The following is a 23,478-nucleotide window of genomic DNA, read 5'->3' on the forward strand; positions in this document are numbered from 1 at the left end:
CACGGTCGAACACAACGCCACAACTCCAATCGCTTCTCGAAGTGGAGGCGGGACCGGCGACGGAGATAGGGATTCCGCAGGGGGTCAAACGGAGGCCATCGCCGGTCCTGCAGCTTTGATCAGGCCGCCGAACGTTCGAGGCCTGAACCGGCACATAGCGAGCACGGCTGACGAGTCCGCTCCTGGGCCACCGGCTCACCAGGCCGCGCGAGGACCAGACCCCGGCGGGGAGTCACGAATTTCCAGCGACGCCCGTTGCAGGAGACCCACGGTGACTGCTCGTCGGCTTGCTGCTGTTGCATGCCTCAACCGTCGTCCAGCAGCAAGCCCGAACCCATAACCCGGCGGTATCCCCCGGTGGGATATACGCTCAGTGACAGGCGAGTGTCCGTCGGTGTACCGCGAGCACGAGGAGATGTGAAATGCCGGGAAAGGGAACCGACCCGGTATCGATCCCGCCGTCCCTGTGGGACCGCCCCGAGACCCTCAACGCCCTCAACTCCCGCGACGTCGGACGCCTGTTCCACCTCGTACGCCAGTACGCCGGAGCAAGCCAGACCCAGATCGCCATCGCGTGCGGCATGACCCAGGGCAAGGTCAGCGAGTACATGAAGCGCGGCGGCCGCCAAGCCCTCACCTTAGAAGTCTTCGAACGCATCGCAGACGGCCTGAACATGCCCGACCAGGCCCGCATGGCCCTCGGCCTGGCCCCCCGATCGTTCACCCCGCCGCCTGACATCCAGCCGCGGGATACCCCGCCGGAGTTGGCGAGTTCCTCTCTCCTAGGTTCACTAGAGATGGACCACGACGAGTCCGAGGAAGCGGGGGACCCGTTGCGCAGACGTACCTTCCACCGACTCGCGGCAGCCGGGCTGTTCAGCGCCGTACTCGCCGACATCCCCGACAGCGACGCCCCACTCGAAGGCGTCGAGGCATTCGCCGCCGCATTGGCCGGCTACCCCGACGTCCCCGGCGGACTCCCCGAGGCGACCCGCTTCAACGTGTCCGCACTGGCCGCCTCAGTTGCCTCAGCGAAGCGCAACTACCAGGCGTGCCACTACTCGACAGTGATCGAGACCCTCCCCGGCCTGCTGTCGGACCTACGAGCAGCGACCGAGAGCATCGAGGGAGACACCCAGCTCCAGGTCCACGCGCTCTCGGCCGAAGCACATCACGTCGCGGCCAGCATCCTGCTCAAACTCGACGACGAGGGACTGGCCTGGCTCGCCGCCGACCGCAGCATGCAAGCCGCCCAACTCAGCCAAGACCCCGTCACCGTCGCCTCCAGCGCCCGCATCATCACCCACGCCCTCATGGACGACGGCCACTTCGGCGCAGCAACCACCACCGCCAGCCGCTTCGCCGCCCGCCTAGACCGCGACATCGACCAGCACAACCCCGACTCCCTCTCGGTCTACGGCTCACTCCTCCTACGCGGAGCAGTAGCCGCCGGCCAACGCAACGACCGCGGAGCCGTCGCCACCATGCTCGACGAAGCAGAAGACGCCGGACGACGCCTCGGCGGCGACTACAACCACCGCTGGACCGCCTTCGGCCCCACCAACGTCCAACTCCACCGCGTCAACATCTCCACCTTCCTCGGCGACGCCGGCCACGCCATCGCCGAAGCCCGCCGTATCGGCCTAGAGCGCATTCCCATCACCGAGCGCAAGGCAGCGCTCTTGATCGACACCTCACGCGCTCTCACGCAGTGGGGCAAGCATGAGAAGGCATACGAGATTCTCCGTGCCGCTGAGCAACTCGCGCCGGAAGAAGTCTCGGCCCGCCCGGCTGTCCATCGACTACTCCGCGATCTAGCAGCTACATCCCCGCCGAGTCTGAGGAGACAGGTACGGGAGTTCACGACTCAGATCGGGGTTCGCTTGTGACAGAGCCGGGCAACGCTCGCGTTCTCTATGTGATCGTGTGTGGTGCCGGACCGGCCACCGATGTTGGCCGACTGGTCGAGCTTGCACAGCAACGGGCTTGGGACGTTCTTGTCATTGCGACGCCTGCGGCCCTGGGATTCATCGACGTCTCTAGGCTCGAAGCACAGACAGGCCGCCCCGTGCGCAGCCAATACCGGACCCCTGGTGAACCACGTTCACCCAGAGCCGATGCCATCATCGTTGCTCCTGCCACCTACAACACGATCAACAAGTGGGCTGCGGGGACCAGCGACACTTACGCCCTGGGAATCCTCGCAGAGGCTCCGGGTCTAAAGATCCCGACGGTCGTCCTACCGTTTGTTAACAGCGCACTAGCCGGGCGCCGCGCGTTTCACCGCAGTGTTGATGAACTCCAGAACGAAGGCGTGCGCGTTCTTCTAGGAGACGACGAATTCCAGCCGCACCCTCCAGGTACAGGAGGCGAACGCATCGAGGCGTTCCCTTGGCCGCTGGCTCTTAGCGAGGCGGAGCGTATGCTCGCTTAACTGAGTTTCTGATGGCCCTCTGTCTTTCCGGAGCATAAACAGCCGCAACATGGTGTGGCAGGCTGTCGTGAAGATACGTAGGCCATCAGGGGACGGAACGGTGACGACCGCGAGACTCATCCTGTGGGACATCGATCACACACTGATCGAAACCGGCGGAGTCGGCAGCGAAGTCTTCCGCGCCGCGTTCGAGCAGGTCACCGGCCGCAAGATCGAGAAGCTGGCCGACGTCACCGGCCGAACGGAGCCGATCATCTTCCGCGAGACGCTGGAGATGTACGGCATCGAGGACCCCGGCGACTACTTCCCCAAGTTCGTCCAAACTCAGGCCAAGATATATCGAAGCCGCGCAGACGAGATGCGGCGCCGCGGTCGAGTCCTACCAGGAGCCCGCGAAGCACTCGAAAGCCTTGCAACGATCCCATACATTCACCAGACCGTCCTGACTGGCAACCCACGCCTCTCCGCAGAAGCCAAACTAAGCATCTTCGGCCTGGCCGTGTTGCTGAACGGCAACACCGGCGCATACGGCGATGACGACCCAGTACGCGCCAACCTCGTAAACATCGCCAGACAGCGAGCGCGTGAGCAAACGGGCATCATGTTTACTGAGAAAACTACTGTGATCATCGGCGACAGCCCCAGTGATGTTGAAGCCGCACTGAAGGGCGGCGCACAGATCATCGCCGTCGCTTCCGGCAGCACGCCTCCAGAGGAACTGCGGACCGCCGGAGCGATCACTGTACTCACCGACCTTGCCGATCCTGCTGCCGTCAGGAGAGCGGTGACAGAGTCCTGACCGTGATGGCTCCGCCCGGCCGATTGTTGTTAGAAAGCTTCTGATCCCCGATTTCATAGCAGAGCACCGGCCAGCTACCGCACCCAGTCTAATGTTGTAGCAGCACAAGCTAGGATCTCTATAGGCGGCCAGGGGAATAACTGCGAGATCAATAGATGATCGATGGCGGGCAAGGTGAGCAATGACCTTGATACTTACGTGCATTACCCAGAGATTCACAATCCAAGCATCTGACCGCAGGCTGACGCTGTCCGGCGGAAGCGTGCATGAAGATACGGCAAATAAGGCAACAGTACTGTGCGGCCATTCGTCGTTTGCTTTTACTGGTTTAGCGCGCTGCAGTCGGCTAGAACGCACTGATGAGCTGCTACTACGCTGCCTTGCTCGGCGTAGTGTTCGCCTACTGGATCTACTGACCGGTCTCGCGGAAGAAGCAGCACAGGCTATTAACAATCTCCGTCTTCCAGTGCCCGCCTTACAGCAGGACAGCTTGAAGCGAACATCATTCGTAGGCTGCGGCTTTGCTGGAATGACTGCTGAGCGTCAGTCCAACGGACACCATATGGACAGCACCACTCATCCGTTTATCGCAGTAATAAGCAACGCTCAAGACCTCGATGAGAATTGGCGTCCTGTCGCCGACGATCACTTCAGTGTCGCCTTCCGTCATCTGGACAAAAATCAAGCTTATCTGCTACATGCGGCAGGCCAGAATTTCGCGGGGTCAGTGAGAAATCGGCTAGAAAGAAGCCTGCGTCACTCCATTCACAGGGTTAGCCACCCCGAATCCATCGCGCGACTTCTAGCATCCTCAATCAGAGAAGTCTCATCCAGCAACAAGCTAGTGGGGCCAAATATCATGTGCACGATAGTCCGCCGCGATCAAGCGCAGCAAAGCGCTAGGTCATTTGGCAGTGGACCGCTACCAACGGGTATAAATATCCAGGATGAAGCAGCATGCTTTCGGCATATTCCTGGAACAGAGCTGGATCCTGTTAGTTGGATCTACAGCCCCGCAGAACAAGACTCGCTAACCTACTACGGCCCAAACTATGGCTGCGACGGCGCGCTACTTACAGGGATACGGTTCAGTCCGCCATTGATTTCAGGGGAATCTTAGGCGCAAAAGCTTCTAGCGCGAGATTAAGGCTTTCAAGGCGAAGGCTCTTTGATATAGAGTGTCAGCTCTATATCAAACTCTTGGTGTTCATCCATATTCACAAGGGTTTTTAGCGGATACTTGCCGTACTCTTTCGCCGTGAAATCGGTCTCCGCCAGGAGATCCAAGCTGCCTGGAATATCACTCCACGGCAGCGAACTAATATTCGCCTGACTCGAAATATCGGTGAGAACATCACCTGAAGGAGACGTGACATTCAAAGTAAACGTCACAAGACGATCCTCTTTAAATTCGTCGACATCGCCCGTAACTTGAACAAAAACGACACGCCTCAATTGCAAGGGAAGCTTCGACGTCAGGATTACGTTCTGCCCAACCCCGACAAGCGTCAACGCGTTCCGGCTGTCACGTGCAAAGGCTTCGGCTAGAATCGCCGAGCTTATTTTCACTGCTCTACCTCTGTCAGTTCCACTGCGCTCGAAGCAGATGTAGCAGCATCGAATTCTTCCGATACCGCCCGCTTTGGCGCTACGCGAGATAGTGAGTGTATATCGAAAACGATATGCCCGGTATTTGTGAAATCGGCATGGATTCTACTCAAACTCTTACGAGTATTTAGCAGCCCGACGTTGAAACTCTTACCTCTGCGAACTCGCGTAGCAGACCACAGCAAAGCTCGCTCAGCGCGAAGCCGCTTACTTTTTTCCAAAACGCTTAGTAGGTAGTCGATCTCCAAAATCTCATCGCGAGTAGGCCGCGATAGATCATCGTTTAGACCCAACTGCGCCAGCCATGTATTTACTTCACCCCAAAGCCAGACCCGCGCTCTCCCGACTACCCCTTCAGGTGCAGGAAAAGGGGCAAGCCCTACATGTCGCTCACCAGAAATCCATTGCGAAACATTCTGTCGTGAGCGCTTAGTGCGTTGGGCGATTTCGGACACGCCGACCAGGTCACGATCCAATCGCAGGAATACCAACTCGGGCACGTGCCGCTTGCACTCAACTATGGCCATTTGTGTGGCATCTACCGCGTTGTCGGCATCTACCGAGATCGTCAACAAATCCACGCCGGCACCACGATGGAGCGTTGCGTCAGCATGCTCCATCAAGCTCCAGACGGCGCCGTCGTCATCAACGTCAGCGCCAGTAACTACGAACGTCAGTTCGTATTCCACGCGCACCTCCGCTGATCCCTCATAGCAGCCTACCTGCTAGCTTGAGGCAGCTGTTGACAATCGTCAACGGTTATCCCTGTCGTCATCGTCACGTTTCATGCCCGTCAGACTCCTGCGGGGATCATCTGGCTCCAGCGGGCAACGATCGGCTAGGCGTTGCAGGCGCTGTGCATGTCGATCGGGGTTCGCAGGTGTGCCGCTGATCGGAATAGTGGTGCATCCACCGTCCTCGCATGGACAGTAGAGCTTGCCCCAGTGCCCGCCCTTGCGAAGAGTCCAGCCCTGCGCCACGAGGGCTTTCAAGACCTTCCGTACGGCCTGCTTCGGATGAGTGGACGGGTCGATCTCGTCCCCCGCCATTCTTCTCCTCCCACCCCCTGTCCCCAGCAGAGGAGGGTAGTACGTAGCGGGCCAGATCGGGCGGTGTTGCCTGCAATGCCTCCTTCACACAGAGGCCAGACATAGCGACCTAGTTGGGCTGACCTGATGCCGCCCGCGCGGAGGCCGGATCCGGCCAAGCGCTTACGAGCCGGTCGGCAGGATGGCTTTCCAACCGTGCGGCGCCCCTTGAAGCGGGGTCGAGCGAGCAGCTAGTGGCTGCGAAGATCATCACGAACGGTTGCCGAATTGAGCTGTAGTGGATCAAGGCGCCGGCGCTCCGCGCGCCCGGACCCGGTCACCAACGCCCAAGGGGTGTCGGGGCTGAGCGGCGCGCTCGTCGATCGCCACCGGATCGGCATCGCCACCGTGCTCGCCCTTCCGACCGGCGGCGTCGAGATGGTCGCCACCGGCCCGCCCGCAGATTTCCGGAGTAAGACGGACCAGATCCGCGGCATGATGCGCGACATCCGGTTCGCGGACGGCGCGTGATGGCGCGCACGACGCGCACGACACGGACACCGCGACTGACGCGACGTTCGGCGTTCTGGCTGTGGGCCGTGGCGTTCCTGATCGGCTTCGTCCTCACGGGCCTCGACATCGGCGTGAACGCGGCGGTGTTCCCCGACGGTGCCCTTGTAGGGCTGCTGGTTCTGCTCCCGGTGCTGCTAGCCGGGTACTGGTTCTTCCGCCGGCTGCATCCGATCCGCTCTCATCCGAGAGGTTATGCGCTGCTGATGATTGGCTGGGGCGCGTTCAGCGCGGGGGGCATCGCCGGCATTCCGAACGGCTCACTGCTCAACATCGTGAAGAAACTAGCAGGGGCGGACCTCGCAGACCGATGGGGCATCGCGATCGCCGCTCCGATCGATGAGGAGACCTTGAAGCTGATCGGGGTCGTGCTGCTAGCGCTGATGGCACCGCAGGCGATTCGCGGCCCGCTCGACGGGTTCGCATACGGAGCCCTGATCGGCTTCGGCTTCGCGGTCCTGGAGGACTATAGCTATGTCTTCATCACCATCACGCAGAAAGGAGCCGTGCAGGCCGGTTCCGCCGCCGTCACCTCGCTGGTAGGGCGGGTCGCCCTTGACCTCTGGTTCACGCACTGGGCGTTCACCGCGGTCAGTGGCGCCGGTCTGGGGTACTTGATCGGCAACCGCGAGCGTCCGCTGGCATGGCGGCTGCCTGTCGCCGTCGGCGCGTTCCTTTTCGCAGTGATTATGCACGCCTGGTGGGACTCTCCGTTTCTGGCCGGCGGTGGCTGGGAGGTCCTCAGGAGATCGGTGATCCTGATCAGCGCTGTGGCCGTCTACCGTGTCGCACGCCGGCAATACCTCAGATGTTTCCGGAACGCAGCCGTGGCCGAGGTGAGCCGTGGCGTGCTCACCGAGACGGAGACCGAAATCCTGACCCACCGCCGACGGCGTCACAGGGAACTCCGCAGTACACCGCACGGGGCGCCCCGCGACCTCCTGATCGAGCTGCGCACCGCCGAGCTGAACCTGATCGACGACGACCTGCACGACCACGAGGCCGGCCGGGCCCTGCGATCCGAGATAGGCCGTCTGCGCTCCCGCCTGGAGGCTGCGCGTTCATGAAGGCCGCGCCGCCTCGACTCCAGCCTCTGAGAGAGCGGGCCCGTGCCGGGTCCTCGCCCATCACTCGCGCCTCCGGCAAGAAGGAAGCGTTGAAGTCGAGGACGTGCCAGTTGGCGCCGCCGGTTCGGCCGAAGGCCCTCCCAGACCGTCGATGAATCAAGTTCCCCGGTGGTGAGGACCTAGGTCCTCTCGGTAAAGTGGCGATGGCCGAGCCGAGGGGAAATGATACGAATCCCACCCCCCTTGGGCGAGCCGTCGACGTTGCGTCCGGACCGGATGCCTGCCCGGAGAACTGAACAAAGCCGTCCGGATAATGGCTGAGCTTTAGTCGATGTTCATCGTCCTCCAATACCGCAAGCTCGATAGGTGGTTCGCAGCTCGACTGCTGGGATTAGCGAAGTTCAGGAATCGCGGCAAAAGCGGCTGCGACACGCATCCGTGACAAATCGACGGCATCCACTCGCACTCCTGAGGCAGCAACGATCGGGATCGCGTGGCCCAGGGCACAGCAGTGACAGTCGAGGGATCGAGCACGGGATATGCGCGGGATGACCTTGCCTCACCGTGACCTGTCGCATGGTACGAGCGCAGGTCAGCGGGTAAGGGACGTAGATTCGGTGACCCTCTGTAAATCTGCCGGCCTACAGCGGGTGGAGTGGCAGTGAGGCCGTGACGATCGCCGTGGATGGTTACTCACCGTTCGTGGTTGGGGCGATCGCTGCCGCGCGGCTTCCGGTGCTCGGACCGCAGCCGGCCCTGCGCTCCGGGTCCGCTTGCGACCGAGGTGACCGGGCTACCGAGGGGCCGCAAAAGAGCAGGACGACCAGCCGAGCGCGTGCAATTAGCGTGCAACTAGCCAGGGTGAACAGGGGTCAAGAGGGGTCGCTCGCGGAGCACCGCAACCGCAAGTCAGGGCTGCTGACGGCCGGTCTCCATTGAATTCCCAAGCTGGTAGTGGGGTTCGATTCCCGTCACCCGCTCGTGCTGGTCCGGGGGGCGACCCCTTGGAACCCCCGAGGTGAGGGGCTCCGCCCCCCACGCCCTCCACTGGTGGCTGCCTCAAGAGGGTCCCTTCGCATCCCGTGCCGTTTCGCAGCGCGCGTTGCTGGACAGGCCGAGAAGCATCTTGCCTCGTGGCCGAGCCACCGACGGGGCATGGTTCCCGACGTGACCTTGGTGCGGTGTATTGCTGAATTCCGCTGTAATGGATCAAGGCGGCGACGCAAGCGCCGCCGCTGGTCGCCGGCTCCGGCACGCCCTACGGGCGTGCGGCGTGGGCGCCGGTCCCTCCGGTCGTGCCGATCGGGCGGCCAACCACGCTGGCTCGCTGCCGATGCCTATCCCCGCTTGGCGATCTCACGCCAGTGCTGGAACATGTCTCCGTCCCAGCGTCGACTAGGAGGTGACCCATCACCGTCATCGCGCATGAGAACCCGATCGGCCGCGAGGCCAGTAACTACCTGATCCACGCGGACCTGTCCGACCGGGAGGACGGCTCGCGCGAGCAGTTGTGGACCCACCAGCTCACGCCGCAGAGATTCCAAATCGCCTGCCTGCCGTTCTTCACCTACGGCATCTGCCACCGCGACATCGTGACCATCGATGACCAGCACTTGGTCTCCGCCGTGGTCGAGAAATCAGGTCACCGCACCCTGCGCGTCGCGCTCGTAAGGGACCACCCCCAACTCAACCAACTCCACGAACTACTCCACCGCGAAGCCGCAGCCTCCGGACTGGCCCACGAGTGGCTGCAAGGCACCTACCTGGCCGTCGACCTGCCACCCGGAACCGACCCACAACCACTGACGGCCCCTCTCAGCGACCTCGAGGAGGCCGGCGCGCTCTTTTGGGAGATCGACTCCTAGCAAGACAAGCAACCGGCGACATACCCCGGTTCCTGCCTCCGGCGGGGGGTCTCACGCTCCGGGATGGCCGCGGTGACGGGGCTGAGCTGGGTGGGTGGTTGAGGTCGAAGCCTGGTTATCCCGGCCGCCTTCGTCCCAGGACAAGCCGAGCGGGCGGTGGGCCGAAGGCAGACGGGATGACCAGGCAGGCGAGGGCTGCGCGCAGGTGCGCGCCAGTGCGATCGGCGAGAGGTTAGGTGGATGGGCGACGAGCCATCGACGTGGTGGGAGCGACGGTGTGAGTGCGGAGAGCGCTATTCGATTGCCCGCCGTGGTCAGGGCGGGCCATTCCATTTTCGGGTCAAGCGAGTCATCCCGGTGCCTTACGGGAAGGCCGCGTTGATGGGGCATTGGCGCTCGGGAGACTGGAACCCTGGCGAGCGGCTTGAGCTCCGCCGGCGAGACGGCCAGATACACCCGATCGGGGATGCGGAGATGATGCCGGCCGTCAACGAGGCGAGCGAGATCAGAGGACAACGGACTCTCCACGTAGCCAATCACCCATCGCTCCAGCCTGAGAGCTGTATCTGGGCGCTGCTGTCAAACGACGGGAGTGGATGACTCACCGCTGTGCGCGATGGGCCGTCCGTGCCATTAGCGTGCCATTAACCCCGGTGATCAAGGGTCAACAGCGGTCACTCACGAGCACACTGACGCCCAGGTCAGCGCCCGTGACGGCCGAGATCCCTACGCTTCCCAAGCTGACAACCCTGGTGTCGCTACGAAGCTGGAAGAGGGCGTCGGGTCCTGCTGTTGCAGATAACTCGGCCGTGCGAGGCTGGGCTGGTGGCGACGGATGAATCGGACCTCGTGGCGCTGCTACATCGACTCGATGATCCCGAGTGGTTGGAGTGGCCCTCGGACTACAGCAACAGCAAGGCTGCCGCTTCCTTGAAACGTCTTGCGTCCGGCCTGGAGAGTGCTTTCGACACCCGTTGCCCAGCGGAGGGGAACAACCAGGACTCCAGCGAGTACGGCCGCGTCGAGATCCCCGCGCCAGCGACCGTGCGCGGGACGAGGATCATCGTGTGCGTGAGCAAGTTCGAGCCGCTCGCGCTGGTGACCGCAGAGAACCCTGGTGCCTACCTCGGCCTGGACGAGGCACAGGCGCTCGGTGATCTGGACGGCAAGGATCTGGCCAAGGTGCAACGCGCTGTACACGACGCGGGATTCGTCGCCGTGCCCGAAGAGCTCTTGGACCGCCGCTACGACGGACAGAGCCGACTTTTTCGGCTTGGTCGCGAACCGCACGGGCAGCCGAGCTGGTGGGATCGCTTCTTCGGCTTCTTCTAGATCGACACGGACAGGCCCTGGGCGCCTGTTTCAAGATCCGGAACATAAGCGGAACGCATCGACGGCAGCGGGGGCGCTGGCCGGGATGCCGTGCAGGTCAGCGAGGAAATGGCGCCGAGATCCATGGCGTCCTGTAAATCCGTGGGTGCCGTCGAGGAGAGACAATCTAGGACAGCGACCAGATCGCAGACGGGCTGAACTCCCACTCGATCATGTGGAGTGACCAGGTCACTTAGCGCCGAGCCGTTGACCGCGCACAGACGGCCCCACCCAGCACGATCGGGTCGCCCGTTCCGTGATGGTTCCGCGCGTTCGGCTGCGGCCGGGTCCGCTAAGGCGGCTTTGCTTGCTCAGTCGGGTGCCAGGGGGATCCCGAGAGCTCGGCTGATCGTGTCGTCGAGGCTGGCGAAGCTGTTGAGGCCCCAGCGCCCGCACGGTTCGAAGCCGGCGTCGCGGGGTTTGCCGTCCAGGCCGACGTGCCGGCGGCGCGCCGAGTCGAAGAAGCAGTGATCGAGGAGCACGTCGCCAGGCTGAAGATCGGCGTGATGCACGGTCATCAGATACCCCCGCGACCAAGGCAGCCTGTTGATGATCTGCGGCGGGATGAGGAGCCGATCAGTGACCAGCGCGGACAGGTCCGGCGTCTCGGTGTTGGCTCTGGCGTCGTAGAGGTAGATGAGGTTGGAGCCTGGCCCCATCGGGCCGGCGGGCATATCCGTGTAAATCACCCGGCCGAACAGGTAGCACTCGTCGGGCTTCAGCGCGAACACATCCCCGGGGCGCAGTTTCCGGCGCGACGGTCGCAGGATCCGCATGTTCGGCTCGTACATCAGGCCAGTCTGTCAGCTGTACCCCAATCCCAGTGGGCTCCCTAGGCCTGATCTTCCCGTCCGTCGTCGGCCCTGGTGTGCTCGGCTTTGGGACTGGTGCGCGACGGTGGCTCCCGGGAGCCACAGCGGGAGCCACCGGGACGAACGATCTTGAGTGGAGCCGTACGGATCTGGACGACCGAGACGACGTCAGCCGAGCCTGCGGACGGATCCGAACGGCTTCGGAGAGCGTTTGGGTATCTACGGATTAGAATGGTCCGTCGGCCGGGTCCAGGTTCGGCCGTCCGGGCCATTAACGAGCCATTAGCCACGGTGAACAGCGGTCACTCGTGGTCATGTCGAAGTCCAGGTCAGCGCCCGTGACGGCTCGGAACCAGACGATTCCCAAGCTGGTAGTGCGGGTTCGATTCTGCTCCACACGCCGAAGGCCCAGGTCAGGGAGATGATCCCGGCACTGGGCCTCTTTGCTGTCGAGGCGGTTTTCCGCCCGCCGTGCCATTAGCGTGCCATTAGGCCACGGAGACCAGGCTGCCGGCGGTCCCGTCGTCATCTGGGTCGTCCTCGTCGCGTGCTGTCCTGAGCAACGCGTCGAGCCCTCGGCGATCTTCCGGTCCGCCTGGTTCGACGCGTGCTGGTAGATCAGCGCCGCCCGCTCGTTGTCATGACCCATGCGCGCCATCAGAGTCCGCAGCGAGACGCCCATGTCGGCGGCGAGGGTGTTGCCGGTGTGCCGAAGGTCATGGAAGTGCAGGCCGGGAACGCCCATCGTGCGGACGACGTCGACCCAGCGAGTCAGCTTGTTGAAGTTGCTCCGCCGGAGCGGTCCGCCCTTGATCCCGGCGAAGACCAGCGCGTCGTCCTCACGCTTCGTGCCTTCCTGTCGTCAGCACGGCATGAGGTACGTCGAATCGGCCCTACATGGCCAGTACGTACCATTGTCTGACGGAAGTATCGCCGCGCAGGTAGAGGCTTCCTCCTCGCCCGACGGGTCGCGCGTACCGCTTGAGTGGGGTTCCGTCGGGCATGGTGACTTCCGCTTCCCCGACCACGGTGGCTTCGCGGCCGGTCATCTCGCAGTAGCGCAGCCGCGAGCCGTAGCCGAGCATAAGTGCCTCGCTGCCGCGGACGGCCATGCCTCTAGGTTCCACGGTGTTCTTTCGCAGGTGGAAATGCCCATCGGCGTGCACTTCGAGGAGCGGGAACGTGGGGTAGTAGATGGCCCAGGCGACGTTTTCGGCAACGTTGAAGGTGTAGACGGTGTCAATGTATTCCACCCCCTGTGGCGACGAGTAGCTCCATGTCTGGTCGCCATCGCTGTCCCAGCGGACCAGACCTGCGGCGCTGATCGGGTCGGAGTAGACCCCCTCGTCGAAGTAGGCGCTCCATAGGTTGTTCTGTCGATCAGCCATCATGAACTCGATGGCACGGCCCATGACAAAGCTGCGTCGCGGTCGGCCGTCATCCCCGAATATCTGCGCGTTCCGTTCTCCCACTGCACCATGGCTCTGCAAGATGAGCCGGCCATTGGGCAGAGCGTCTATGTGCTGGGGCCGCAAAATCACATCACGCAGCACACGTTCTCGCACACTCCCTGCATCGCTGGTGACGAGGAGCGCGTCATAGGGGTAGTTCCGTGGCCAAGATCGAGTTTCTCCGCGCGAAGACGTTATGACGTCCGCGTCGAGGCAGAGCAACCAAAGGGCTCTGCCCCATGCGTCCACGGTAGTGGCCAGGACTTTTCGTTCGTCGTACTGCCGAGGCAACAGTGCGTGAGGACGCAGTGCCACCTTCCTCAAACGATCACCTCGCGGGCGAAGGTACGTAGCGCTCTCATCATCGCAGAACTTGCAGCCGAGTGATCGTCGTGCCATTAGCCCCGGTGATCAAGGGTCAACGCCGGTCACTCACGAGCACACCGACGCCCAGGTCAGCGCCCGTGACGGCCGAGATCCCTACGTTTCCCAAGCGGTAGTGCGGGTTCGATTCCCGTCACCCGCTCGTGTTGGCCCAGGCGGGGCGACCCCCTGGAACCCCCGATGTGAGGGGCTTCGCCCCCACGAATCGCTGCCGTGAAGGATCTTCAGCGCATCGTCGCGCCCGCGCTGCCGCTGCGTCAGGCGCGGAGGGCCGCCAGTTGGCTTCCCCCACTCCCGCGCGTCCTTGTAAGGACGGTCAGGCGGTGGTTCGAAGACGGAAGTTCAGGTCGGTGGCACTGATAGGAGCAGGGTTTCCGTGGTCATCGGTGACCGCGGTCACGGTCAGGCCGGCGGATGCGGCCAGCGCCTCGAATCCGGAGCGGGAGTACCAGTGCAGGACCCATGGGCGCTCGGCGACGGAGCGGTCTGCGCCGCGGTGGCGTTCGTAGCGCAGCAGCGTCGTCTGCGTCCGCGCAACCTCATCACGTTCCTCCGCGACGACGGACACCCGAAGCTCGGCACCGTCAGCTGCGAACGACGTGCGGACTCGGCCGATCTGCTCGGCCGGAGTCGGAGAGGGGACGAACAGGGGCACCAGGGCGGCGCCGCCCTCAGCCAGGTGAGCCCGGATCCCACGAAGGCAGGCCAGCGCGGCGACGTCGTCTGGCAGCAGGGTAAAGGTCGGTCCGGCCAAAAAGATCGCCCGATAGCGACGGGGCAGTTCCAACGCCTCCATGCGCTGGTGAAACACCGTGGCCGTGATCCCTTGTTCGTGCGCCCGGCGACCGAGGCGCTCCAGCATGTCGGCGGAGGAGTCGACGCCCTCGACCTCCAGGCCGCGCCGACGCAACTCCAGCAGGGGATCACCGTCCCCGCAGCCCAACTCCAGCGCCGGGGCGCCGACTTGCTCGATGAAGGCCGCATACGGTTCGGGATCCTGAGAGAAAGACTTCAGCGGCCCGTACAGCTCCGCGACGATACCCGTGTAGAAGTCAGCCGGATTCACGCCGTCACCGTAGACAGACTCTTCTTGCGCGTCACCCAGATATTCGGCTTCGCGGAGCACGGGGTCCAGCCCGAGGTGGTACCCCGCGATCGGGACGGCAGCGCCGCTCATGTCGAGGAACTCTTACTACTTGCCTCCGGCGGGGGCACTCCGACTCGGGGACGGCTCGCTCACGGCGCGCAAGCCAGGGTGGTCACTGGTTGAGGTGGAAGCTGGGCCATCCCCCCGTCGACGTCCCAGGCGAAGCCAAGCAAGACCATCTGTGCGCTCGGCAATAGGCCGATTCATAGCTTGATCTGACCGCTTAGCCACCACTCCAGATACCGCCTCAGTCCGGGAGCCACCCATGTGCGGCCAGAAGGCGAATTCCGGACGCGGCAGGTCAAGAGCGCACGGGAGGGCAGGGGATAAGAGGCCACGCTGACGCTGGGTGGCTAGTACCAGAAGGAACTCCGGTCGGCTGGCGCGAAAGGCGAGACGAGCCGGGGCCCGCTGAACCCCATGAAGTCACCAGGCCGTGCCGGATTTGGCACGGAGCCCCTGCGGCGGTTCCCATCGGGCTAACCGTGGCGAGCTGGGAAGCACGCCCGATCGCGGGCAAGTGTACGAGCCGCCGCCCCGTGTAAATTCGACGCTCTGTCTGGCGCGTAGCCGCCGCATGTCACCGCTTACGGCCCCTGTGCCGTCGGAATCGACTACGCCGTTTCGGCCTCGTTGACCCAGGTGACGCAGGAGCCTTCAGCGGGTGGCGCGCTCATGCCCGGCAGCGCGTAGAGACCGGACACGAGCGCGTAGTCGAGTTTCCGACTATCTCAGCAGGCACACCGCCCCGGCCGCGACGGCTACCGCTGCCAAGATGAGCGCGCCCGGCTGAAGGCCGGCGACGGCCACGAGTGCGCCCGCCGCCGGCATGCTGAGGCTCTCCGTTGTGGATTCGGCCGTGGAGATCACACCCGAGACCCGGCCCAATTTCCCCACGGGGGCGAGCCGCTGCAAGGTCGTGGCCGCGACCGCGTAGAACACGGTGCCGCAGACACCCCAGACGAACGCACCCAGGTAGGCAACGAGAACCCACGGCGTGCCCGTGAACAGCGCCGCCGCCAGCCCGCAGCTGACCGCTCCTGCCGTCAGGAGCCACATTGGCGACCGGATCCCCGGTACTCGGCGGCGAATGACCGGGAGCAGCAGCCCGGTCACGACCGCTCCGATCCCGATCGCCGCCTCGAACCGTGCGAACTGGGACGACGGCTGGTGCAGCACGTGCCGTGTGTAAAGCGGCTCGATGACCAGGAACGCCCCGGATGTGAAGCCCACCCCCATCCGGGCCAGCGCGATGGCGCGCAGTCGCGGCTCCCGGGCTACCGCGACCGCGCCCGCCGTGGCGGTACGGAACCACGACAGCCCGTACGCCGGACGCCTGGTGACCATTGCCCCGGCATTCCTCGGCTCCTCCGGCAGCGGGAGAACCGGAAGCGGAATGAGGACCAGAGCGCCCACCAGGTACATGATGGCGTCGGCGGTGAACGCGATCCGGAATCCCGCGGTGGCCATGAGGACGCTGGCCGCCAGCGGTCCTGCTACCTGCCCGATCGAGGCGGTGACGCCGAGGAGGGAGTTGGCGGCGAGCAAGTCATCGGACTTGACGATTCGTGTCGGCAGCGCACTGCTCGCGGGGCTGCACAGTGACCGGGCGGCACCGCAGGCGAGTGCCATGATGTCCAGGGACGTCAGCGATCCCGAGACGGACATCCCCAGCGACGTGCCGGCGGAGCATGTGTAGCCGATGATCAGCATGGTCCGCGGGCCGAACCGGTCGGTGAGACCGCCGGTGAACGCGGTGAGGACTACGGGCGGACCCGACCAGCACAGAGCCGTGAGCGAGATGCCCGCCGGGTCGGCGCCGAAGTGGTAGGCGGCGAATCCCCACAGGACAAGGGACGCCGCCCAGCTGCAGACCCAGCCGACCGACTGGCCGACCAGCAGGAGGGCGAAGCGCGGATCACGGAACGAAGGACGAACCGGGTGCGCCGGGATACGGCGGCCACCCGAGAAAACAGGCATGAAAGAAGGCCTCCACGCGGAGCTGCGACGATTGAACGCTGCAGCCGCGGCGTCCCGCGCGCGAAGGCCCTGAAGCAACCCGTATACGCCTGCGCTCAGCCTCTCCTATGGGCTGTTGCTCCAGACCGGGTGGGTGGAAGAAGATCCAGGCTCAGGCGAATCGCACGGATGACGCGGCGGCGTGGACGGCCTTGATAATTATCGCTGTACCTCCGTGGTCGGCTCTGACACACCGCAGTATGCGGGCGTCAGACACGCGGCGCAACTTGCCAGGCTCGCGGAGAACCGGCCAGCCGTAAGGTCGGAAGCCTCAGTCGCCGCGGGCGGCCGGCTCGGGATCGGCGTCGAGCGCTTCGAGCACTGCGTCGCCGTTCGTCCTCGCCCACTCGGTCAGCGTGTGGATCGGATCGATCAGCGTCGCTCCGAGCGGGGTGAGCTCGTACTCGACACGGGGCGGCACCTCGGCGTAGGCGTGGCGGCGGATGAGTCCGTGCGCCTCCAGCCGCCGGAGCGTCTGGGTGAGCATCTTGCGGGAGATACCGCCGATCAGCTCGATCAGCTCGCCATGGCGCACCGGGCCCTTGCTGAGGCCGTAGAGCACGACCACCGTCCACTTGTCGGCGATCAGCTCGACCGTCAGACGCGCCGGACAGTCGGCGAGAAAGGGACCACCGGGACCGAAACTGCTCATGGCGCCAAAGGTACCTGGCGGTTCCTATCGGAAAAATAGCCTGGTCTCTCCCCCTCCAAAGCCAGGAGAGCCATGCGAGTCATCACCCAGCAGACGCTCGGCGGTCCCGAGGTGCTCACCATCGTGGACGCGCCCGAGCCCCAGCCCCTCCCGACCGAGGTTCTCGTTCGCGTCAAGGCGATCGGCCTGAACCCGCTGGAGGCGCGCCTGCGCGCCGGCGAGTTCCCGCTGATCGGCAAGCCGCCGTTCATCCTCGGCTGGGACATCAGCGGCGTGGTCGAGGAGGCGCCGCAGACGTGGCGGTTCAGGCCCGGCGACGAGGTGTTCGGGATGCCGCTGTTCCCGCGGGCGGCGAGCGCGTACGCCGAGGTCGTGTCGGCGCCGGCGTTGCACCTGGCACACAAGCCGGCGTCGCTCTCGCACGTCGAGGCGTCGGCACTGCCGGTCGTCGGGCTGACGGCGTGGCAGGGCCTCGTCGACCTCGGCGGCGTGACCGAGGGCGACCGGGTCCTGGTCCACGGCGGCGGTGGCGGGGTCGGTCACGTCGCGATCCAGATCGCGAAAGCGCTCGGCGCGCACGTGATCGCGACCGCCAGCGGGAGCAAGCGGAAGTTCGTCGAGGGGTTCGGCGCCGACGAGGTGATCGACTACACGGCGGTCGACTTCACCAAGGCGGTCCGCGACATCGACATCGTGCTCGACACGATCGGCGGCGACACCGTCGAACGGTCGCTCGAAGTGCTCCGCCCAGGCGGTCACCTGGTGACGGCGGTCGCCGAGGAGGATTTGGAGCTAGCCGCCAGGTACGAGGCGGCCGGCATGCGCTTCAGCGGCATCGCGGTCGCCCCCGATCCAGTCGCCCTGCGAGGTCTCGTCGGGCTCGTCGAACAGGGCAGGCTCCGGGTCCACGTGCAGGAGACGTTCCCGTTCGAGCGCATCGCCGACGCGCACCGGCTGCTCGACGGCGGTCACCTCCAGGGCAAGCTCGTCCTCACCGTCTGATCCCATGAGACCGGGCTCATCACGCCGACGCTTCATACTGTGTTCCCGTCGGCAATGACGATGCCGGTGACGTGGTCGAGGTACGCAGCGGCGATCTCGCGTTGTTCAGTGCCGCCATGGACGGCGTGGGGCCGCACGGTGCCGAACTGGTGCGCGCGAACCCGAGGCCGCCTCCCGTCACGAGGCCACCGATGTCACGAGGACTCGACCCTGGCCTCATGCTCGCCATGGTCCGAGGCGAGTACATGCTTCGCATTCGGTGGTACACCGAGCTCGGCGATGACGGGTGTTTCGCGCGCTGGCTTCTTCTGCCCGCGACGGACTGACAGACGTCCGTTGCCCGGGGACGGCCAGATCACCCAGCGGCGATCGCCTCGATTTCGAGGAGCCACTGGCTGTCGTAGATCTCCGCGATGATCACGGTGAGAGCGGGGCGGTGCTCACCGAGGATCTCGCGCCGTACTCGTGAGTTGATGTCCGCATAGCGGCGGTCGGACAAAAAGGTCGTTACTTTCACCAGGTTGGACACATCAAGATTGGCTTCGCGGAGTGCGGCGAGGATGTTGGTCCAGACGAGTCGGCACTGGCCCTCGAATTCCTGCGGGACCTCGCCTTCACGCGTCTCCGGGATCTGGCCGCTGATGAACAACAGACGAGAGCCTGCTTCGACTGACAGCGCCTGTGTGTATCCTCCGGCAGCTTCGGGAGCATCGATCGGATCGACGGCAGTAAGTCGTACCATGTGTGATCTTTTATCAGACTTCCACCGACTGGATCGGCAGCCCTTATCGGGGTCCGAGCCCCGTCTTTCCGTCGAGTAGCTCGCGCGCGATGTCGAGGTGGCCGGCATGGCGCGCGGTTTCCTCGATCATGTGGAGGACGATGCGGCGTAGGTCGGTGATTTCTTTTCCGAGTGGATCGGGGTGACGTCCGCGCGGGGGCGTCGACAGTGGCATCGAGGCGAGGATCGCGTTCGAGCGCTCGCACTGAGTGCGGTAGAACGCGAAGACCACCGATGGTGGCCGTGAGGTGGTCAGTGGCGTGTGGTCGTCGGGCCACGGCAGCGGCTCGGCGGAACCGGTGGCGATCTCCTGGAACCAGTGCCGCTCGGCGTGACCAAGGTGCTCCACGAGACCCAGAGGCGTCCACCCCAGAGGCCGTACCGGGATCGTCAAGGCCTCATCGTCGAGCCCGTCGATGATCGCCAGAACGCTCGCGCGTTGCGCCTCCAAGAACATCAACAGTGCGTTCTTCTCAGCGTCGTCCATCCAGTCCACGCCCTTCCCGATCGCTCGGACGCTAGCAGGCCGGGCCGACAATCTTCGGGGCGTGAGCGGGGATCGGCAACGGCCGTGCGGATCCCCGGCGAACGGTCAGGCGAGGGTGTCCAGGAAGTCCTTGACGACGGCGGCGAAGCCATCCGGGTCGGTGGTGTGGGCGAAGTGGTCGCCGTCGAGTTCGGCGAGTCGCGTGTTGGCACGGCGGGTGACGATCTGCCGGCCTTCCTCTGGGGTGATGACCTGGCTGTCGCGGGCCAGCACGAACAGGGCGGGGCACCCGGTGGAGGTCCAGTCGGCCCAGTGGTCGCCGTATGTTCCCTGCTCTGAGGCGATGGTGTCCTGCGGGTGGAACGGCAGACGCCAGCCGCCGTCGGCGGTGGGGCGCAGTTTGTCGCCGAGCATCGGGGCCAGCGGGCCGATGGCGTCCAGGAGCGCCTGCCGGTCGGGAGCCGTGTACGGCATCGACAGGACGAACGAGAGCGCGCTGGGGCCGTCATCGAGATCGCGGACCGGGCCCTCGACGTTGACGATGGCCGACACGCGCTCGGGGTGCCGGGCGGCGATCTGGAAGGCGGTGATGCCGCCGCCGGAGTGGCCGAGCGTCACGACCTGCTCGATCCCCAGGTGGTCCAGGAGGGCGATCGTGTCGGCGACGTAGTCCTCGCGGGTGTAGGAGGCGGCCCGGTCGGAGTCGCCGTGCCCGCGCTGGTCGGGTGCGATGACCCGCCACTGCGGCGCCAGTGCCTCGGCCAGTTGCTCCCAGGTCCGGCCCTCGTACAGGTGGCCGTGCAGGGCCAGCAGCGGCCGGCCCGGTCCGCCGAAGTCCAGGTAGGACAGTCGGCGGCCGTCGATGGGGAACTCGCCGCGGATCGCGGTGACGCTGGTGCCGTCCATGATCGAACCTCCGTCAGGTGCGTCTCGATGAACAGCACTCTGTTCGCGCTCGCTGACCATGGGCGCACCGACCGCTGACGGCTTCCGTGAGAAGCTCCGCGCCCGGAACCGAATCGTCGTCCGACCGCTCCAAGTTCTTCGTAGCCGGCCGAAGGCGAGGAAGAACGACCAATGACCCGTGTGTACCCGATCCAGCTCTCCAAGACGCTCGTGCGCGACCGGGAGATCGACCTGGACAACACGTTCGAGTGGACGCACCGATCGGTGTGCACGGGGCCGGGAGGGGACCGCTACGTGTTGTCGGACCTCGCCTACAACTACTACCGGTATGACAGCACGGACGAGCGGGACATGGTCGCCGGTCATGTGGTGAGCCGGTACGGCCCGGACGGCGAGCCGATCAACCAGGTCTTCGTACGGTGGGCGAGCAAGAATGTGGGCGCGCTCTACCCGCAGGCCTCGCTGTGCGTTCTCCCGGACGGGAGGGTTCTGTTCTCCACGAAGAGCAACCAGGCGTTCGTCCTCGACGCGGCGCTCGGCTCGGCCGAGGAGGTCACCGCACCGGGATCGGGAGAGAAGCCGCACTGGGCGTTCCGTACCCGGCTGACGCCGTCCGGGCGAGCACTGTGCCTGATCGGCGAGAACGTCGTGGCCGTCTCGACCGAACCGGTGGGAGCGGTGATGCCCCCGCTGACGGCCGTGACCGCGCTGTTGCGGAAGCCGAACGGAAGCACGCGTTGGGCCTTTTACTGCCCACCGAACGGCGCCTCGGGCGAGGGCGAGGCCCTCACCGAACTCGACGAGCAGATCTGGGCGGAGCGCCCCGGACCGGGTGGACCGCGTCATGCCTGGCTGTACGACGCCGTGCCGATCGACGACTCGACCTTCGTCGTACTGACCGTCGGGTGGAAGAAGAAGGCCTACACGCGGGGCTGCGAGTTCGTGTTCGCCCTGGTGGACGCCGGCGGGAAGCTCCTGGGCCAGCTGGATCTGCACACCTATCGCGACTCGGCCAGCCGGGGCGTCCGGTACGACGTGGTCGTGGACCAGGCGCGGCGTCGCATCTTCCACCTCAACACGTTCGGCCTGTACGTGTTCGACGACGCTGGTAGGAGGACGGCGCGGCTGTCCACCGACGACAAGGAGCACAAGCCGCTCGCGCGGTTCCAGTTGAGGGAGTTCGATCCCGCCGGGCAGCTGGTCCTCGTACACGAGAAGGACAACCTCGTCCTGACCGTTCCCGTACCGGACGACCTGGCCGACCTGCCTGATGCCGTCACCGACTCGCTCGCGCTGTACCGCAAGGAACGGCTGCGGCTGAAGAAGGCGCACCGGCCGCCGAACTCCTACTGGACGGCCGAGATCCCGATCGCTTCGCTCTGAGCGCCTCTGGCCGCGCGCTCAACGGTCAGGTGAAATGGGCTGGATATCTCGGCTGAATCGCCGGCCCGGGCGCTCGTTCAGAAGGGGCGATCACGACCGTAGGCTCGGCTGGATGAACGAGGCGATCTTCAACGAAGTCGCGGTGTTGTGGGCCGAACACGTCGGTGCAACGTGGCCTGACGATCTTTACCGGGTGGACGACCGTGACGAGGATGTCGTCGAGATCGACGGTGCGATGGCCGGATGCGTCTCGGCCTATGTGAAAAGCCGCGGCGCACTGGACGACGACCGGTTCCGCGCACTACAGGTCTGCGCCCGGGATCTCCGAAGGATTCTTCCCCGCCTGCGTGGCGAGTCCGCGGCGTACGTCCGCCGTCTGATCAAGATGGCAGAGTTGATCAACGCCGCCAGGCGGGCTGTGCCCTAGCCGTACGCGGCTCACGATGTAGTGACCGCTTCCAGAGCCCGCCGGCCTGCGTACCGAGGAGCAGAAGTGACCCAGCGTGATGAACGCCCGGCGGCCGGCTCGGTTGCCGTTCCGGCCGAGGGTGCCGTTGACGTCGAGAACGTGATCGCGCGGGTCACCCGCTGGGCGGCCGAGCGTGACGACGTTCTCGGGCTGCTCCTGGCCGGCTCCTACGCCCGGGACGCGGCCGGACCGGACTCCGACCTCGATCTCATCCTGCTCACCAAGGAGATCGACCGCTACGCCGATGGCACCTGGGCCGACGAGCTGGACCTCGGCGAACTGACCAGAGTCCAGACGTGGGGCCCCATCACCGAACGGCGGTTTCTCACCGGCGCCGGACTCGAGGTCGAGCTCAACATCGGTTCTTCCGATTGGGCGCGCACCGACCCCGTCGATCCCGGCACGCGCCGCGTGGTGACCGACGGCGTGCGAATCCTGCACGACCCCGAAGGCGCCCTGACCCGGCTGCGGCGAGCGTGCCAGTCCTGATCACGCGGGACGGCGTCAGCCGAGTGACAGGCCGTGCCGCTGGAGAGCCTCCTGCAGCAGTCGCAACGCCTTCGGACCCACCCCGTGGAGTTTCCGCAACTCTGCGGCGGGCACGTCCGCGAGCTGCCCGAGGTCGAGGTACCCAGCGGCGTGGAGTGCCCGGATCGCGGGCGCGGGGATACCTGCGGGAAAGCCTGTGTCCGGCTCTGTCGCCATACTCTGCTCCTTACGTTCAGGGCACAGACTTCGTACGCGCCGGATATTCATCGGTGCCCGGTGATCCGTAGGGGAAGCCATGCCGGCCACCACGGCGGACGGCCGCCCGGGCACAGGGACGGCAGGTAGAAGCCATGCGTCATGCCGTTGTTGAGGGCGTAGTCGCCCCAGAACGCTAGGGCGCAGATGACCAGGGCCAGCGCGCAGGCGACGGTCACCCTGACCACGCGGGTACGCCGGCGGCAGATCCACAGACCGACGATGATCCCCACCGGCGGACACAGCGAATAGCCGATGGCGCGGAGCACCAGCGAGCCGAGCCAGACCTGTCCCGTGTCGGCGATGTCGTTCGCCACCTCGGGCGCCAGCCCCGAGCAGTGGACCCAGGCGTCCTCGATGTTCGCGTTCTGAAGGAGGGCGAGCGCGGCGCCGATCAGCGGGCTGAGGATCAGCAGGGCGCATCCCAAGCCGATTCGGGTCCCGTAATCCGGCACCGGGGGCGAGTCCTGGCTCATGATCTGTAGGACGTCCGCGTCCG

The 23,478-nt window shown here is 65.0% G+C and carries 24 protein-coding genes and 1 pseudogene; 11 read left to right on the plus strand and 14 right to left on the minus strand.

Features of this window, described 5'->3' with window-relative positions; all coding sequences use genetic code 11:
• The first annotated feature begins 422 nt into the window (after positions 1–422).
• The 3 genes from ACQEV1_RS51355 to ACQEV1_RS51365 all read left to right on the plus strand — a co-directional run bounded on the left by ACQEV1_RS51355 (position 423) and on the right by ACQEV1_RS51365 (position 3,233).
• Entirely contained in the window at positions 423–1,889 is a 1,467-nt protein-coding gene (locus ACQEV1_RS51355; RefSeq protein ID WP_433405464.1) for a helix-turn-helix domain-containing protein, read from the plus strand.
• Positions 1,886–2,434 (plus strand): flavoprotein, encoded by a 549-nt coding sequence (locus ACQEV1_RS51360; RefSeq protein WP_433405467.1) that lies wholly within the window; start codon positions 1,886–1,888, stop codon positions 2,432–2,434. Before ACQEV1_RS51355 ends, ACQEV1_RS51360 begins: the two co-directional genes overlap by 4 nt.
• Before the next feature lie 100 nt (positions 2,435–2,534).
• Positions 2,535–3,233: an HAD family hydrolase gene (locus ACQEV1_RS51365; RefSeq protein WP_433405469.1), complete on the plus strand. Its 699-nt coding sequence runs from the start codon at positions 2,535–2,537 to the stop codon at positions 3,231–3,233.
• A 502-nt stretch (positions 3,234–3,735) separates the two neighbouring features.
• Here ACQEV1_RS51365 and ACQEV1_RS51370 read toward each other — a convergent pair.
• The 3 genes from ACQEV1_RS51370 to ACQEV1_RS51380 form a co-directional block, all read right to left on the minus strand.
• Positions 3,736–3,903 carry a hypothetical protein gene (locus ACQEV1_RS51370; protein ID WP_433405472.1) on the minus strand — a complete coding sequence of 56 codons (168 nt, stop codon included), beginning with the start codon at positions 3,901–3,903 and terminating at the stop codon, positions 3,736–3,738.
• Positions 3,904–4,385: 482 nt separating this feature from the next.
• Positions 4,386–4,802, minus strand: a complete 417-nt coding sequence (locus ACQEV1_RS51375) for a hypothetical protein (protein ID WP_433405475.1) — start codon at positions 4,800–4,802, stop codon at positions 4,386–4,388.
• On the minus strand, positions 4,799–5,530 hold the full coding sequence (locus ACQEV1_RS51380) for a helix-turn-helix transcriptional regulator (protein ID WP_433405478.1): 732 nt from the start codon (positions 5,528–5,530) through the stop codon (positions 4,799–4,801). Before ACQEV1_RS51380 ends, ACQEV1_RS51375 begins: the two co-directional genes overlap by 4 nt.
• A 693-nt stretch (positions 5,531–6,223) precedes the next feature.
• On the opposite strand from ACQEV1_RS51380, the gene ACQEV1_RS51385 reads away from it, so the two are divergent.
• The 4 genes from ACQEV1_RS51385 (at position 6,224) to ACQEV1_RS51400 (ending at position 10,703) form a co-directional block, all read left to right on the plus strand.
• The gene (locus ACQEV1_RS51385) at positions 6,224–6,400 is read left to right on the plus strand and encodes a hypothetical protein (RefSeq protein WP_433405481.1); all 177 of its coding nucleotides are present in this window, start codon (positions 6,224–6,226) and stop codon (positions 6,398–6,400) included.
• Positions 6,400–7,506, plus strand: coding sequence for a PrsW family intramembrane metalloprotease (locus tag ACQEV1_RS51390; protein ID WP_433405484.1), 1,107 nt, complete (start codon positions 6,400–6,402; stop codon positions 7,504–7,506). The genes ACQEV1_RS51385 and ACQEV1_RS51390 overlap by 1 nt, the downstream gene beginning before the upstream one ends.
• A 1,508-nt stretch (positions 7,507–9,014) precedes the next feature.
• Positions 9,015–9,371, plus strand: coding sequence for a DUF4265 domain-containing protein (locus tag ACQEV1_RS51395; RefSeq protein WP_433405487.1), 357 nt, complete (start codon positions 9,015–9,017; stop codon positions 9,369–9,371).
• 825 nt (positions 9,372–10,196) lie between these two features.
• On the plus strand, positions 10,197–10,703 hold the full coding sequence (locus ACQEV1_RS51400; protein WP_433405489.1) for a hypothetical protein: 507 nt from the start codon (positions 10,197–10,199) through the stop codon (positions 10,701–10,703).
• 350 nt (positions 10,704–11,053) lie between these two features.
• Here ACQEV1_RS51400 and ACQEV1_RS51405 read toward each other — a convergent pair whose 3' ends face one another.
• The 6 genes and pseudogenes from ACQEV1_RS51405 to ACQEV1_RS51430 form a co-directional block, all read right to left on the minus strand.
• Positions 11,054–11,533, minus strand: a complete 480-nt coding sequence (locus tag ACQEV1_RS51405) for an immunity 26/phosphotriesterase HocA family protein (protein ID WP_433405492.1) — start codon at positions 11,531–11,533, stop codon at positions 11,054–11,056.
• A 292-nt stretch (positions 11,534–11,825) separates the two neighbouring features.
• Positions 11,826–12,389, minus strand: a pseudogene (locus ACQEV1_RS51410) (tyrosine-type recombinase/integrase); the annotation flags it as partial.
• 58 nt (positions 12,390–12,447) lie between these two features.
• Complete coding sequence (locus ACQEV1_RS51415) at positions 12,448–13,107, minus strand: hypothetical protein (RefSeq protein WP_433405495.1); 660 nt, start codon at positions 13,105–13,107, stop codon at positions 12,448–12,450.
• A 598-nt stretch (positions 13,108–13,705) separates the two neighbouring features.
• Positions 13,706–14,566, minus strand: coding sequence for a class I SAM-dependent methyltransferase (locus ACQEV1_RS51420; RefSeq protein ID WP_433405498.1), 861 nt, complete (start codon positions 14,564–14,566; stop codon positions 13,706–13,708).
• Positions 14,567–15,262: 696 nt separating this feature from the next.
• Complete coding sequence (locus ACQEV1_RS51425) at positions 15,263–16,516, minus strand: MFS transporter (RefSeq protein WP_433405499.1); 1,254 nt, start codon at positions 16,514–16,516, stop codon at positions 15,263–15,265.
• Between the two features lie 310 nt (positions 16,517–16,826).
• Positions 16,827–17,207 (minus strand): winged helix-turn-helix transcriptional regulator, encoded by a 381-nt coding sequence (locus ACQEV1_RS51430; RefSeq protein ID WP_433405502.1) that lies wholly within the window; start codon positions 17,205–17,207, stop codon positions 16,827–16,829.
• Between the two features lie 72 nt (positions 17,208–17,279).
• Between ACQEV1_RS51430 and ACQEV1_RS51435 the strand changes: the two genes are divergently transcribed.
• The gene (locus tag ACQEV1_RS51435; protein WP_433405505.1) at positions 17,280–18,209 is read left to right on the plus strand and encodes an NADP-dependent oxidoreductase; all 930 of its coding nucleotides are present in this window, start codon (positions 17,280–17,282) and stop codon (positions 18,207–18,209) included.
• Positions 18,210–18,564: 355 nt separating this feature from the next.
• Here ACQEV1_RS51435 and ACQEV1_RS51440 read toward each other — a convergent pair whose 3' ends face one another.
• The 3 genes from ACQEV1_RS51440 to ACQEV1_RS51450 all read right to left on the minus strand — a co-directional run bounded on the left by ACQEV1_RS51440 (position 18,565) and on the right by ACQEV1_RS51450 (position 20,383).
• Positions 18,565–18,951: a RidA family protein gene (locus tag ACQEV1_RS51440; protein WP_285629484.1), complete on the minus strand. Its 387-nt coding sequence runs from the start codon at positions 18,949–18,951 to the stop codon at positions 18,565–18,567.
• Positions 18,952–18,994: 43 nt separating this feature from the next.
• Entirely contained in the window at positions 18,995–19,477 is a 483-nt protein-coding gene (locus ACQEV1_RS51445; protein WP_433405509.1) for a DinB family protein, read from the minus strand.
• Between the two features lie 105 nt (positions 19,478–19,582).
• Positions 19,583–20,383: an alpha/beta fold hydrolase gene (locus ACQEV1_RS51450; RefSeq protein WP_433405512.1), complete on the minus strand. Its 801-nt coding sequence runs from the start codon at positions 20,381–20,383 to the stop codon at positions 19,583–19,585.
• Positions 20,384–20,554: 171 nt separating this feature from the next.
• Between ACQEV1_RS51450 and ACQEV1_RS51455 the strand changes: the two genes are divergently transcribed.
• The 3 genes from ACQEV1_RS51455 to ACQEV1_RS51465 all read left to right on the plus strand — a co-directional run bounded on the left by ACQEV1_RS51455 (position 20,555) and on the right by ACQEV1_RS51465 (position 22,724).
• Positions 20,555–21,766 carry a hypothetical protein gene (locus tag ACQEV1_RS51455; RefSeq protein ID WP_433405514.1) on the plus strand — a complete coding sequence of 404 codons (1,212 nt, stop codon included), beginning with the start codon at positions 20,555–20,557 and terminating at the stop codon, positions 21,764–21,766.
• A gap of 112 nt (positions 21,767–21,878) precedes the next feature.
• Entirely contained in the window at positions 21,879–22,193 is a 315-nt protein-coding gene (locus tag ACQEV1_RS51460) for a hypothetical protein (RefSeq protein ID WP_433405517.1), read from the plus strand.
• A gap of 66 nt (positions 22,194–22,259) precedes the next feature.
• On the plus strand, positions 22,260–22,724 hold the full coding sequence (locus ACQEV1_RS51465; RefSeq protein ID WP_433405519.1) for a nucleotidyltransferase domain-containing protein: 465 nt from the start codon (positions 22,260–22,262) through the stop codon (positions 22,722–22,724).
• A gap of 15 nt (positions 22,725–22,739) precedes the next feature.
• Here ACQEV1_RS51465 and ACQEV1_RS51470 read toward each other — a convergent pair whose 3' ends face one another.
• On the minus strand, positions 22,740–22,940 hold the full coding sequence (locus tag ACQEV1_RS51470; RefSeq protein ID WP_433405522.1) for a DNA-binding protein: 201 nt from the start codon (positions 22,938–22,940) through the stop codon (positions 22,740–22,742).
• 47 nt (positions 22,941–22,987) lie between these two features.
• A complete protein-coding gene (locus ACQEV1_RS51475) occupies positions 22,988–23,455 on the minus strand; it encodes a hypothetical protein (RefSeq protein ID WP_433405524.1) in 468 nt (155 codons plus the stop codon).
• Positions 23,456–23,478 lie beyond the last annotated feature (23 nt).

It is taken from the genome of Actinoallomurus sp. CA-142502 (assembly GCF_050936355.1).
Classification (GTDB): domain Bacteria; phylum Actinomycetota; class Actinomycetes; order Streptosporangiales; family Streptosporangiaceae; genus Actinoallomurus; species Actinoallomurus iriomotensis.

Bases quoted from the DNA above. Each gene is read 5' to 3' on its own strand.
- ACQEV1_RS51355 (WP_433405464.1), top strand. From the start codon at position 423: ATGCCGGGAAAGGGAACCGACCCGGTATCGATCCCGCCGTCCCTGTGG.
- ACQEV1_RS51370 (WP_433405472.1), bottom strand. From the start codon at position 3,903: ATGACGGAAGGCGACACTGAAGTGATCGTCGGCGACAGGACGCCAATT.
- ACQEV1_RS51390 (WP_433405484.1), top strand. From the start codon at position 6,400: ATGGCGCGCACGACGCGCACGACACGGACACCGCGACTGACGCGACGT.
- ACQEV1_RS51405 (WP_433405492.1), bottom strand. From the start codon at position 11,533: ATGTACGAGCCGAACATGCGGATCCTGCGACCGTCGCGCCGGAAACTG.
- ACQEV1_RS51420 (WP_433405498.1), bottom strand. From the start codon at position 14,566: ATGAGCGGCGCTGCCGTCCCGATCGCGGGGTACCACCTCGGGCTGGAC.
- ACQEV1_RS51425 (WP_433405499.1), bottom strand. From the start codon at position 16,516: ATGCCTGTTTTCTCGGGTGGCCGCCGTATCCCGGCGCACCCGGTTCGT.
- ACQEV1_RS51430 (WP_433405502.1), bottom strand. From the start codon at position 17,207: ATGAGCAGTTTCGGTCCCGGTGGTCCCTTTCTCGCCGACTGTCCGGCG.
- ACQEV1_RS51435 (WP_433405505.1), top strand. From the start codon at position 17,280: ATGCGAGTCATCACCCAGCAGACGCTCGGCGGTCCCGAGGTGCTCACC.
- ACQEV1_RS51440 (WP_285629484.1), bottom strand. From the start codon at position 18,951: ATGGTACGACTTACTGCCGTCGATCCGATCGATGCTCCCGAAGCTGCC.
- ACQEV1_RS51445 (WP_433405509.1), bottom strand. From the start codon at position 19,477: ATGGACGACGCTGAGAAGAACGCACTGTTGATGTTCTTGGAGGCGCAA.
- ACQEV1_RS51450 (WP_433405512.1), bottom strand. From the start codon at position 20,383: ATGGACGGCACCAGCGTCACCGCGATCCGCGGCGAGTTCCCCATCGAC.
- ACQEV1_RS51455 (WP_433405514.1), top strand. From the start codon at position 20,555: ATGACCCGTGTGTACCCGATCCAGCTCTCCAAGACGCTCGTGCGCGAC.
- ACQEV1_RS51460 (WP_433405517.1), top strand. From the start codon at position 21,879: ATGAACGAGGCGATCTTCAACGAAGTCGCGGTGTTGTGGGCCGAACAC.
- ACQEV1_RS51470 (WP_433405522.1), bottom strand. From the start codon at position 22,940: ATGGCGACAGAGCCGGACACAGGCTTTCCCGCAGGTATCCCCGCGCCC.
- ACQEV1_RS51475 (WP_433405524.1), bottom strand. From the start codon at position 23,455: ATGAGCCAGGACTCGCCCCCGGTGCCGGATTACGGGACCCGAATCGGC.